This window comes from Rhodococcus sp. NPDC056506 (assembly GCF_042794945.1).
Taxonomy (GTDB): domain Bacteria; phylum Actinomycetota; class Actinomycetes; order Mycobacteriales; family Mycobacteriaceae; genus Rhodococcus_F.
The window spans coordinates 89,667-101,708 of record NZ_JBHTSW010000007.1 but is presented as its reverse complement, the minus strand read 5'-3'; the positions used below and the strand labels follow the sequence as shown (position 1 = coordinate 101,708).

Annotated in this window: 7 protein-coding genes; 2 read left to right on the top strand and 5 right to left on the bottom strand. The window is 65.5% G+C overall.

The window, feature by feature from the left end:
- Positions 1-145: 145 nt before the first annotated feature.
- The gene (locus tag ACFQ6H_RS09295) at positions 146-796 is read left to right on the top strand and encodes a glycine zipper family protein (RefSeq protein ID WP_050655717.1); all 651 of its coding nucleotides are present in this window, start codon (positions 146-148) and stop codon (positions 794-796) included.
- Between the two features lie 79 nt (positions 797-875).
- Here the strand turns inward: ACFQ6H_RS09295 and ACFQ6H_RS09290 are convergent, their stop codons facing one another.
- From ACFQ6H_RS09290 to ACFQ6H_RS09270, 5 genes are all read right to left on the bottom strand, one after another.
- A complete protein-coding gene (locus ACFQ6H_RS09290; protein ID WP_158170301.1) occupies positions 876-2,186 on the bottom strand; it encodes a S1 family peptidase in 1,311 nt (436 codons plus the stop codon).
- A gap of 225 nt (positions 2,187-2,411) precedes the next feature.
- Entirely contained in the window at positions 2,412-3,752 is a 1,341-nt protein-coding gene (locus tag ACFQ6H_RS09285) for a S1 family peptidase (protein ID WP_378635518.1), read from the bottom strand.
- Between the two features lie 109 nt (positions 3,753-3,861).
- On the bottom strand, positions 3,862-5,109 hold the full coding sequence (locus ACFQ6H_RS09280) for a hypothetical protein (protein WP_378645648.1): 1,248 nt from the start codon (positions 5,107-5,109) through the stop codon (positions 3,862-3,864).
- A 111-nt stretch (positions 5,110-5,220) separates the two neighbouring features.
- The gene (locus ACFQ6H_RS09275; protein WP_378645645.1) at positions 5,221-7,656 is read right to left on the bottom strand and encodes a LuxR C-terminal-related transcriptional regulator; all 2,436 of its coding nucleotides are present in this window, start codon (positions 7,654-7,656) and stop codon (positions 5,221-5,223) included.
- A gap of 14 nt (positions 7,657-7,670) precedes the next feature.
- Positions 7,671-9,392 carry an Hsp70 family protein gene (locus ACFQ6H_RS09270; protein ID WP_378645642.1) on the bottom strand — a complete coding sequence of 574 codons (1,722 nt, stop codon included), beginning with the start codon at positions 9,390-9,392 and terminating at the stop codon, positions 7,671-7,673.
- A gap of 348 nt (positions 9,393-9,740) precedes the next feature.
- Here ACFQ6H_RS09270 and ACFQ6H_RS09265 point away from each other — a divergent pair, with 348 nt between their 5' ends.
- On the top strand, positions 9,741-12,032 hold the full coding sequence (locus ACFQ6H_RS09265) for an IniB N-terminal domain-containing protein (RefSeq protein ID WP_378645639.1): 2,292 nt from the start codon (positions 9,741-9,743) through the stop codon (positions 12,030-12,032).
- The last annotated feature ends 10 nt before the right edge of the window (positions 12,033-12,042 follow it).

Sequence of the window (12,042 nt, the reverse complement as noted above, 5' to 3'; positions counted from 1 at the left end):
TGTCCATCTGTCAGGCAGCCCTAACTCGGGTTCCGAGCAGGTGAGGCCAACCGACCGGCTGTTATCGTTACGCCCGTCACGCACAGGGGACACGGGTGGTGTGAGTCATCGACTTGCGCCCGCCCGATCCCGGGGAGGATTGAAAATGTTCATTCGTAAAGCTGCGGCCGTCGCAGCGATGACCATTGCCGCTACGGGCATCGCTGCAGGTACTTCTTACGCAGCTCCGGAGACGTCACCCGACGTTTCGTACACCGCCGAGGTCGTCGACCAGGCTGTCGTCACCACCATCGACGCCGGGGCATTCCGCGTATCCGGTGACGGAACACACGTCGACCTGCAGAACAGCCAGGGCGCAACTCTCGTGAGCCTGCCGCTCGCGTTCAACCTCGGCGACGTTCAGTTCCCGTTCGACGAGACCGTCAGTGAGGACGGCAAGACCCTCACCCTCAAGCCGAACCTGGATCCGGCCAGCTCCAAGCCGAAGCCGGTCGCTGCCGAGTTCACCCCGGTCGCTTCGCCTGACGAGGATCAGAAGGCCATCGAGAAGTTCCAGTCACAGCTCGGGCTTGCCACGCAGATCGGTAGCCTCACCGGCACGATCGTCGGTGCAGTCATCGGTTGCATCGTGGGTCTGCCCGGCCTGGTTATCGGCTGCCTGCCCGGCATGGTCACCGGCGCCGGTATCGGTGGAGTCGCCGGTACCATCCTCGCCGGCGGTGGAACCGCCATTGTCGCGGGTATGGACCTGATCAAGGTCCTGAACGCTCCGGCTGGAACAACTCTCTTCCAGTAGAACGTCACGGACTCCGAAACGGGCGCCACACCTTCAGAAGGTGTGGCGCCCGTTTTGCTACCTCAGGGAATGTGTGCGATCAGTAGTCGCGAACCTTCAGGCCCGGATTGGCCGCGAGGATGTCGTTGATCGGCGTCGCGTACTGCGTCGGTGCTTCCTGTCCGAACAATGTCTCGGCCTGAGCGATCTCGCACAGGGGCGAGGTGGCGACGTTGGAGGCACTCGTGATGCCCACTGCCAGCGTTCCGGAGACGATGGGGCCACCGCTGTCACCCTGCAGGACGCAGATGTTGGTGGTGAAGCCGTTGTCGAGGGTGTGATCCAAAACCTTGGCGACGCGGTTGACGCCGGTGACGACGCCGCAGCTGAAGCCGGTGGTCGACCCTGCCTTGCAGACCGGGGCGCCCACAACAGGATCGGCGGTACCGGTGATGTTGACCGAGCGGTTGAACGGGACCCGCACGCTGTTGTTCTCGAAGCGGTACTTCGCGTTGTCGTCGATGTTGATGATCGAGTAGTCGCGTCCGTCGAAGCTGCTCTTGGCGAAGTATCCGACGCGGGGTCCGGTCTGGTTGTTCACCATCGGGAAGACCTGGCTGGAGTTCGAGGTGCCGGCGGCGGCGCGGTTGGGATCACAGTGGCCGGCGCTGATGTTGACCGTGCGTCCTGAACCGTCGGTGCCGTTGAAGCCGAACGAACAACGCAGCCCGGTGTTACCGGAGGTTGCGCCGAAGGCGTCTCCGCCCAGTGCGGCGTCGCCGGTGGCGGACCCGGTTGCGGGGATGAGGTCCGCGACGATCGGGGGAACCAGTAGCGGAGCAGCGGTGTGTACAACAGTCCGCTTCAGGAATTCAGGCAATTCGATGCCGGCGGCAGGATCGGCCGTGAGGGCGACTCCGTTGCCGACTACGTCGACGGCAATGCCACGCACGAGGTCAGCGACCTCGGCAGGCTGCGAATCGAGCCACGTGTTGAGCGCCGAGAGCTGACCCTGCAGAGCCTGCTCGCTCTGAGCGACGTCCTTGACCTCGAAGCCGGCCTTCTCGGCGGCCTCGCGGGCGGCGTCCTTGTCTCGACCGTCAGCGAGAGCGACGACGCCCTTGCCGAGGTCGTCGAGCCAGACACCGGCAAAGGAGTCGGGGAACTGGACGCGCGCGATGGCGGCGAACTCGGCGAGCTTCTGCGCGAGCTCGGAACGCGAGACGAACTGGTCGGGCGTCAGCGCCAAGTCATGCTGTAGAGCTTCGGCGAGTTCGACGGGCAGATGGGCTGCCTGATCGGATACCCCGGATTCGTTCGGTTCTGCGTTCGCGACCGCGGTAATCGGTCCGAGGAGCAGCAGCGCGGCCGAACCGAACACTGCGGCACGACGTGCGATGGAGCTTCGCATGAGGGCCTTTCCACTTCGTTGACCGCGTACCACCCCCCTGGGAGCACACGGATACGGCTCACGGACTTGTGGTGAGCCGATCACAGTCGACCATGACTATATGGGTTCGAACGCACTAATCCCACCCGTTACACAAGCGCGCAGCGGGGACTCCGACCGACAACAGCACTGTGCCCGCCGATCGAGAAACGGATCGGCGGGCACAGTGAGTAGCTCAGGGCTGGGTCAACCCGCAGTGCGAACGCGGATTCCGGAACCGACACCGCCGCCGGATGCGCGATCTGCCGCGTCGAGAATGTCTCCGACCGGAATGCCGAGATTCGAGGTTCCGCCCGAGGTCGCCAATACCAGGTTCGCTTCGTTGCAGCTCGGGGCGCCGCTGCTGTTGGAGCCGCTGGTGATGCCCAGCGCCAAGGTTCCGGAAACGATGGCGCCGCCACTGTCGCCGGCGAGGGTGCACGCGGTACCGGCAAATCCGCGGACTGTTCGCGAATCACCGTCTGCCATGACCAGCTGTGTTTCGACGCGATCCGCCGCCACGACGCCACAGGTGAAGGACGACGTCTGGCCCGACTTGCAGATGGGGGCGCCGATCACGGGACGTGCTGTTCCGGTGATCGCGAGGGTGGTGCCGTTGGCGCCGCGGACGGCAGCGCGATCGAGGCCGGCGTCGATGCCCGGCTGGTCGAACTTGATGACCGAGTAATCGAGATCGCCGGCGTTGTTGCCGACGGAAGACTGTGAGAAGGCGCCGATCAACTGACTGTCGTCGACGTTCGCGTGATTCGGCAGGTAGACCGGCGACTTCGAACCCTCGGCCGGATTGCAGTGTCCAGCACTGATATTGAGTGCGTTGTTCTGATTGTCGACGGCGTTGAACCCGAACGAGCAGACCGAGATGTTCTCGGTCGGCGTCTCGCGAATGGGGCCCGTCGACGTGATGTAGGTGTCGCCGCCGAGTGCCCGGGGATCAACCGATCCGCCACCGTCCGGGCTGAGAACGATCTTGGTGTTCTCGAGCAGGGTCGGAAGATTGAGTGCCTGCCCGACGGGGCTGTTCGCGACGTCGATGACAACCTGGTTGTTCAGGACGTCGATGGTCGCCGAATTGACTGCGCGTGAGATTTCCTTGGGCAGCCCGGCAATCCATCCGTTGACGTCGGCCAGTGTCTTCTCGAGAGTGTCGGCGGAGACGGGGGCGACGTGCGTGCGGTAACCGTCGTCGGCGGCGATGCGTGCAGCTTCGGTAGTGGTGACGGCTACGACGGGTTGACCGTCGAGTCCCATCCACGAGCCGGCGTAGTCGCCGGGACGCTCGGACTTGAAATCCTGGGCGTACGCACCGAGCTCCTGAGCTTTGGCAGCGCGGTCCAGGTACTCCTGCGGGGAGATCTTCAGATCGCGGGTGATCGCCTCGACAAGCTCAGCCGGAAGCTGGTCGGCTTCGAGCTGTTCGACATGCGTGTCGGAGGCGGGCTCTGCCGATGCCGTCGTGATGAATGGAGCTGCGAGCAGTAGTGCCGAGGCGCCGACCACAGCGGTGCGGATCGCCAACGAGTTACGCATGAAATCCCTTCAAGTCCCCGGCACCGAGCCGGTAGGTACCGCACCCACCATAGGGGAAAAGTTTCGAGGAGGAATGTGCGCCTCCTGTCGAACAGTTGAATCCTTTTGTCTAACCGGGCATTCCGGGTCTCGGGGCCACCGGCATTGCGGGCATGTCGGGATTCGGAACCGCCGGATCGGTTGTGTCGGTCGGGTTGGAGGGCTGTGTCGGCGTCGTCTGTGTATCAGTGGGGTCGGTCACGGTGGGAGTGTCCGGGGTAGGCGGATCGACCGGATCCAGCGGTCTGACGATCGGCGGCAGGTTCTCGATCTGAAGTGGGTCGATCTGCACGGTGATCGGCGATCCCTGCTGCACGGGGGCGTTCGCCGTTGTCGATTTCTCTGCACTGGCGCGCGGACTCTCCGGCGTGGGCTGGGATGCGGATGAGGTCGGATCCGCTTCGGGTGACCACCACTGCGTCGTCGGCTGCGCGCCGAGTGCGGGTACTTCCGGCGGGAGCGAGGTCGCTGATTGCGAAACCGCACCGGACGGACTCGCCGCGGTGGCGGGAGTGGTGCCGGGGGACAAGTGAGATTGTGCGTCGAGAATCCCGGGTGCCGGAACCGTCGGGGTGTGTCCGATGATGACCGCTGCCGCACAGCCAGACACCGTCAGAAAAACTGCGGCGGCTGCTGCGGCGATGATCGGTCGGCGCTCCGACTGCCACTGACGACTGCGCCAACTGTCGACACTCGCTGCTTTCGTGACCGTTGCCTCCACGTCGGATTCCGGCTCCGGTTCGATCAGGACGAACAGCGGAAACTCCTCGGGGGTCTCCTCCGGTTCGAAAAGAGCGGTTGGCTCGGGTTCGGAACTCGCAGTGGTGATCGAGAAATGCGCTGCCAACGCTGCGGCTCCGCGAGCCGCACTGTCGTCGGCATCCGGATCTGCGAGCCAAGCCGCGGAGGCGTCCTCTTCCGGAATCAGTTCGACGCCGTCGAGATCCATGCTGTCGAGTGCGACGCGCAGTGCGTCGACGGAATCGCTCGACCAACCTGCGGGAATCACGGCAGAGATGTCCAAGTTGTGTTCGGTGAGTGCGCGAACCTCCTTGACCAGGCAATACATAGCCGTCGCTACGAGTTCTTCCCCTCGCGTCATGTGCTCGGAGAAGTTGTCGATATCGTCAGTTCCGACCCAGTCGAGGAACCCCCGCAACCCGGCGGAACCAGTCGCGGTTTCACCTAGCTGAACGGTGCCGTCAGGGGCGTGGTGCAGCACCGATTCGCGTTCGAGGGTCACCAGCACCGAGTCAGGTTTCGCGATCGCAGCAATGCTTCGTTTATTGCCGACGGCGAGTCCGACTCCCCAATTCATAGCGATCCCCGTTTCACAGTTACCGAACTTTGCTCGGCATGCATGTCCTGATTCCTGTGAAAGCTATCACTTAAACGGATATACGCAACCCTCCGGACAATATTCAGCTAACTATTTGTTCGCCGGTGTCATGCTTCGAAGGATGGTGAGCAATTCCGAACGGGACTGTGCCCCGATGCGCCGCTTGATGCGTGCGACATGGTGCTCGACGGTTTTGGCGGAGATGTAGAGACGTTCGCCGATTTCCCGATACGTCAGGCCGACGACGACGAGTTCGGCAACTTCTTGTTCGCGCTCGGTCAGTACCGACGGTGGTGTCGCGCTGTCGGCCGAATCGGTTGCGATCGTCTCGGCCGTCGACGTTGTGCGTAGCGAGCGCGCAACGTGGAGCAATGCCGTCGCCGATTTGGTGTCCGGGGTGCGCAGCGCTGCTTCGCCGGCGAGGCGGGCCGCGTCCCAGGGGAGTCCGATTCGGCTGAGCGTTCGCGCAGCGGCTTCGACTTCGTCTGCGTCGACGCTGCCCTGCATGAGTAGGAGCCACTGGCGGCCGGCGGTCGCCAAGCCGGCTGCGTAAGTGTGGGTTTTGGCTGATTCCGCGAGTGCATGCGCGTGTGGAAGGAGGTCGGCCGGCGACTGCGCGAGGATCGATGCCTGGACGCCGTACCAATGAAGCGGCGAAGACCACAGCGGCGGCTCGCCGAGTGCGCGGAGGAGTGAGCGCGCGTCGTCGACAAGATGCTCGACCTGCTCGGCCTCGTCGAGTCGTACTGCTGCAAGCCACAGTTCGCCGATGGGAAGCAAATTGAAGAGATCCACGCTGCAGGACGAGAGGGCGCCTGCCGCGCCGGACCAAGCCCGACGCAACTGAGCGAGATCGCCGGAGCGCCGAGCGAGACCCACCATCAGAGCATGCAGAAACAGTGCGTCACGTTCGCGGAGGGGGCCGCGGACCACCTCTTCCGGTAGGTCGTCGACAGCAGTGTCGTTCCCACGGATCATCGCGATCCAGGCGCCGAGAATGTGAAGCCGCGCCCACGTGTGGCTGCTTGCGTCGTCGCCGGCGATCGCGGCGGTGACAACAGCGGCGGCGCGTTCATGGGCACCGTTGTGCAGGAGTGCCAGAGCGACCAGTGCCGGGGCGGAATCTGGCTGGAATTGCGAGGTGTCGGCGCCGCCGGGGAGGGAGAGTGCGCGTGACATCGTGTTGAGCGCACTCGGTGCACCCCCCGTTACCGATTGCATCAGTCCGTTGGCGAGTGTGGCAGCGCCGACCGTGGTGCTCGACGGTGATCCGGTGTGTCCGGTGAGCGCCGCGTTCGCGTCGTCGACCTTGCCGATGCCGAGGAAGGTGATTGCGGCGAAGGGGGATTCGGTTCCGGTGCGCTCTGGCCCGAGCCAGGTGTAGAGATCAGCAGCAGCGCCGAGTTGACCACAGCTAGCGGATGAAGCTGCGCGGACCCGCACTGCCGTCGCCAGTTTCGCGTTGTCGAGATCGGGTTCGGCGATGACGGAATCTGCCAGGCGGCACGCGGTGTCGAGGTCACCACTTCGAGCCGAGGCCTGGGCGTACAGCAGCGTGTCGGCCAGGTCGAGAGGCTCGATCGAATGCACACGACGAAAGAGATCTGCTGCGACCGCCGGCATGCTGCCGTCGACTGCGTCTCGTAGCACGGCCGTGAGATCGTGGTGGCGGATGCCGGAGTCGAAAAGCCTTATTGCTGTGTCGATGTCGAGAGTTCGCGCGTGCGCGCGTGATTCGACGATTCTGATCAGCTCGCTGCGGATACGCCCTGTACTGGTCGACTCTGCCAAAACGCTTGCGACGAGAGGAGATCGTGAACCGAACAGTCCGGACGCCAGAGCGCGGTCGAATGCGGCTGTGAGGCTGAACTTCTCCTGTCCCAGATCGAGTTCGAAAGCGTCGACGTCCGGGACGGCCAGTGAAACCTCGAGGATCTCCCGCTCGATCGGATGCAGAGCAGTGACCTGATGGAGAAAGTGTGTGCGTACAGCCGGCGCCATTTCCGGGCGGCCCGCCGCGGCGGCGGCGAAGTACGCTTCGATTGCCCCGAAGGAACCACCGGCAAGGTGCTCGAGCGTCAGCATGGCGCGGTCGTCAAGTGGGATTCTTCGCTCTGCGGCGATCTTCCGAATATCGGATCGGTTCAACGGGTTCAGGTGAAGGACGGTACCGAAACTCGAGATGCTCGCGTAGATCGGTGCGAGTGGAGGATCGATCCGATCGGAGGCGATGACAACTCCGAGGTCGTCGCGTTGAACAAGCTCGTTCAGGGCGCGGATTTCATCGGAGGTCAGAGCCTGCGCGTCCGCGATCACCACAATCGCATCGGCCGGGGCGTCATGTGCGAGCGTGGTGACCACGGGCTTGTCACCCGATTCGATTCTTTTCCGGACTGCCCTCGACACCTGGGGCCGAGCGCTGGCGTCGGTCCCGGTGACGAACAGGCGCAGTGGCGATGCAGTCAGATCGATGCCGCGCAAAAGTCCTGCGATGTACGACGATTCGGTGCCGCTGTCACGGTTCATCGAAAGCCTGCCGGTCAGCGGATCGGCGCGGTGACGCCGCCGACGACACCACCGACCACGTTTCCGACACCACCGACGACGTTACCGAGACCTCCGACCACTCCGCCGACACCGTCCCCGACGCCGTTTACCAAACCGCCGACTCCGTTGCCGATGCCGGTCGCAGCATCACCGATACCGGTTCCGACGCCCGCCCCAGGTGCGGGCGCGGGCGCTGGTGCTGGGGCGGGAGCCGGTGCGGGAGCCGGGGCGCCGGGTGCGGCAGGTGCAGGCGCCGACTGGGCGGTCTCGCCCGGTGCGGGCGCAGATCCAGCTGGTGCGCCGGCAACCGGAACTGCCCCTGGCGCCGTCGTCGAACCGCCCGCGGCAGCAGGAGAACCGGGCTGATTGTTCTGAGTTCCGTTGTTCGCAGTCGTGGATCCGGTACCTGCCGCTTCGGCTGCCGTCGTGCTGCCGGGAGTAGAGCCTGCGGTGGTCGATGCGGTCGAGGAGGTGGACTCGCTCGTGGTGTTCGCTGAACTGGACGGGACGTTGATCTTGTCCATGGCTGTTCCGATTCCGAGCCCGCCTGCGGCGAGCACTATGAATGCTCCAACCACCGCAGCAACTACGCCCACCCTCGACGAGCGTCGAGTCGCCGTGTTCTCTTCCTCGGTCGGCTCGGCAAGCAGCGGAGTGGAGAAGGCAGGAACCGGTGCGGGCTTGCGGGTGGGCTCGGCGGGGACAACAGGGACAGCGAGTGCCGTGGTGGCTGTCATTTCTGTCGCCAGCGTCGCAGCGCCGGACGCCGCGCACGACGCCGGATCGGCGTCGGCGATCACCGGAACACGAAGCTCTGCAGACAATAGTTCGGCGACAAGGGGAATGGACGAACTTCCGCCGGCCAGAACAACCTGATTGACGTCACTGGACTCGACGCCGGCAGATCGCAGGCTTTCGCGAACCAAGGTCACCGATTCGGTGAGAGCGGGGCGAATCAGATCCTCGAGCTCGGAACGAACGAGTCGAACGTCGCTGACGGCGCCGGGAAGTGCCACGAGGGCAACGGTTTCCGTCTCGGTGGAAAGTTCCTCCTTGGCGGCGCGAGCATGCTGGCGCAGAGTTTCCAGCGCTTCAATCGTCTGGGGAGCAAAGGGATCGAGGGCCGCGAAGTGATCCGACACCGCATCGAGCAGGTGCACGGTGACGAGGTGATCGAATTCGTCACCGCCGATGTCCTCGCTGCGCAGCGGCTTGCCGAAGATCTCGCTCCGTCCGCCGGTCGTGGACATCATCGTGACGTCGAGCGAACGGGCGCCGAGGTCGTAGACGACGGTCAGACCGTCGTTGACAACAGTTCCGGAGGCGGCGAGCCACGCCATGACGGCCGCGGGTTCGGCGACGAGAGTTGCGCCGTGAACCCCGGCGCCATCCAGCGCGGACTCCATGGTGCGTGCTGTGTGGCGGTTCCACCCCACAGGGTGAGCCAGGACGACCGTCGGCCCTTCGCCGCTGCCCGCCTGGCCGACGAGCGCGTCTACCGCTGTTGCCGCGAGATCCTCGCCGCGGTACTCGGTGCCGTCGGCGGCAAGTATCGGAATCGGATCGCCGACGCGCTCGACAAATCCGGTGATGACGGATCCGTCGTCCAATTGCAGTGCACTGGGTAAGCGGACCTGTTGCGTTTCACCGGTTGAGCCGTCGCTGACAGCTACGAGAGTGGCCGAACCGATGCTGATGCCGAGCCCTGCCGCCATGAACGAACTCCCCTGGTCGTGAGCGACAGAAGGACTGTCGCGGTTGTCTGCGATGTCGGTTTCAGGACCAAGATCGTTACCGGTTTGGAGGCGCTCCGACGAAGTAGGGGGCCGATCCCCTAATCGGGGCAAATCCCCTAACCAGGCCAGTCGTGGTCCGTAGGGGACTTCCCCGTCCGCCCCGGCAGAAGAGGGGGGTGCTCCCCGTTGGCCCCGGTCGCAAAAGTTCTTAGCGTTGGTTCCACTCGCTACCTCTGGCAGCGCACCAGTTTCCGGAGCACCGGCAACAACCCACCGGCAACATCCCACCGGCAACATCACGGTCAACGAACTTCAGGAGAACCCGCCATGGCAACGAACGCCGTACTCGAATTCATCCTCGGGCTACTTCGCGACGACGAGGCAGCTGCCAACTACTGCGCCAACCCGACCGCGGCTCTCAACGCTGCAGGTCTGTGCGACGTCAGCCCTGCCGACATCGTCGCTGTTGCTCCGCTGGTCGCCGAGTCCGGACTCTTTGCCGGTGGCGGCGCCGACCTGTCCGCGATCGTCAACGCCGGCGCGTCCGCTGCCGGTGCGATTGGCGGCGGACTCGGAATCGGTGGTGGACTCACCGGTGGCCTCGGTGGCGGTCTGGGTGGCAGCCTGGGTCTCGGCGCCGGTGCGGGCCTCGGAGTTGGAGGCGCTCTCGGCGGCCAGTTCGATTTGGTCGGCGACTTCGCAGCAGCCCTCAGTGCTGCGCTCGCCATCGGCGGCGAGATCAGTGCCGACCTCGGCGCAGCCTTCGGCGCCGTGATCGAAGCCGGCCTCGGCCTTGGTGGCGCACTCGACCTCGGTGGCGCACTCGATCTCGGTGCACAGCTCAGCGCGGCTCTGGGTGGCGCGCTCGGAGTGACCGGCGGCCTGACCGCGGAACTGGGAGCAGCGCTCGACGCAGCAATCGGCGCAGTCGGCGGACTCGACCTGACGGCAGGGCTCAGCGGAGCCCTCGCACCCGTCTTCGCCATCGGCGGCGACCTCGGAGCGGACCTCGGACTGGCTCTCGGTGGACTCCTCGGCGGCGCAGCAGACCTCAGTGGTCTCCTCGACATCGGCGGCGAACTGGGTGCAAGCCTGACCGGCGCACTGGAATCCGCCCTTGCCCTCGGCGGCGGCCTGGACCTGGCCGGCGCTCTGACGGGTGACCTCAGCACGGCGTTGTCCGGCGCGCTCTCCGGTGTTTTGGGAGCCGGCGGCACGATCGGCGCTGATCTGGGTGCATCGCTCGGCGGCGTTCTCGGCGCGATCACCGACGTCAGTGTTCTCACGGATATCGCGGGAGGGCTCGATCTCGGTGCTGCCCTCAGCGGCGCCCTCGGCGGAGCACTCGGCGTCGGTGGCGGCTTGGAAACTGCACTCGGCGGCGCGCTCGACGCAGCGCTTGGCCTCGGCGGCGGACTAGACCTCGACGCAGTGCTCGGCGGCGGCGCAGACCTCGGCGCTCAGCTCAGCGCGGCACTCTCCGGCGCTCTCGGTGCCGGCGGAACGGTCGGAGCCGACCTGGGCGGCGCACTCGGCGGACTGCTCGGGGGAGCACTCGACCTCGAAGGCGGACTCGGCGCCGACCTCGCGGCGGCTCTGGGCGGAGGCGCGAATCTGTCGACGGCCCTCGAAGGCGTCCTCGGTTCGGCGCTCGGCGTCGATGCCGGGCTCGCGGGCGGCCTCGGCGGCGCGCTCGACGCAGCACTGGGCGCAGGCGGACTTACCGGAATCGACGTCGGTGGTGCACTCGGCCTGGGCGGCGAAGCAGGCTTGGCTGCCGGTGTGGCGGCGGCTCTCGACTCCGCTCTCGCAGGTGCAGGCGGCCTGGGTGCTGTCGGTTCCGTGGGCACGGACCTCACCGGTGCACTCGACGGTGCACTGGGCGCAGGCCTCGGGGCTGGATTGGGCGGCTCTCTCGACAGCATTCTCGGTGCCGAAGGTGCCCTCGGTGGAGCGCTGGACACGGCACTGAACATCGGCGGAATCGGCACCGGTGCGATCGGCGCCGACCTGCCTTCCGTCGACCTCGGCGCAGTGAACCTCGGCCCGATTTCCGCCGAACTGCCTTCAGTCGACCTCGGAAGCATCGCGGCGGACGGACTGAACCTCGGCGCTGTGACCGGCGATCTCGGAGCAACGGTGGGCGGCGCTCTGGACGCAACAGCAGGTCTCGACGCAACCGCAGGTCTCGATGCAGCCACGAACGCGGCGGCCGGCTTGGGTGGGTCGCTCGGCGGAGCACTGAACGGTGTCACTGACCTCGGTGGATCGCTCGGCGGGGCTGTCGGAGCAGTCACCGACGTGACCGGTTCGATCGGTGCAGACGCAACCGCGGCTGCCGGTGGCACCGTCGACGGCGGCGGTACCGTTGGCGGCGGTGGAGTCGCTGACCTGGGTGGATCCCTCGGTGGAGCGGTCAGCGGAGTGTCCGACCTGACGAGTTCGTTGACCGGTGCGCTGAACCCGTGGTCGTCGATCGATGCGACCGACGCTTTCGGTTCGGGTTCCGCTTCGGGCCTGAGTGCCGATACCGGACACTCGCTCTTCGCCGAGGATTCGGTTGCAGCACCGGTCGATCACATCGATCCGGTGGCGGTTGTCGATCACCTGCATCCCTGATCTGCTGACG

What these genes read in the sequence shown, in the direction of transcription:
- ACFQ6H_RS09290 (WP_158170301.1), bottom strand. Translation starts at nt 2,186, where the DNA reads ATGCGAAGCTCCATCGCACGTCGTGCCGCAGTGTTCGGTTCGGCCGCG.
- ACFQ6H_RS09275 (WP_378645645.1), bottom strand. Translation starts at nt 7,656, where the DNA reads ATGAACCGTGACAGCGGCACCGAATCGTCGTACATCGCAGGACTTTTG.
- ACFQ6H_RS09295 (WP_050655717.1), top strand. Translation starts at nt 146, where the DNA reads ATGTTCATTCGTAAAGCTGCGGCCGTCGCAGCGATGACCATTGCCGCT.
- ACFQ6H_RS09280 (WP_378645648.1), bottom strand. Translation starts at nt 5,109, where the DNA reads ATGAATTGGGGAGTCGGACTCGCCGTCGGCAATAAACGAAGCATTGCT.
- ACFQ6H_RS09265 (WP_378645639.1), top strand. Translation starts at nt 9,741, where the DNA reads ATGGCAACGAACGCCGTACTCGAATTCATCCTCGGGCTACTTCGCGAC.
- ACFQ6H_RS09285 (WP_378635518.1), bottom strand. Translation starts at nt 3,752, where the DNA reads ATGCGTAACTCGTTGGCGATCCGCACCGCTGTGGTCGGCGCCTCGGCA.
- ACFQ6H_RS09270 (WP_378645642.1), bottom strand. Translation starts at nt 9,392, where the DNA reads ATGGCGGCAGGGCTCGGCATCAGCATCGGTTCGGCCACTCTCGTAGCT.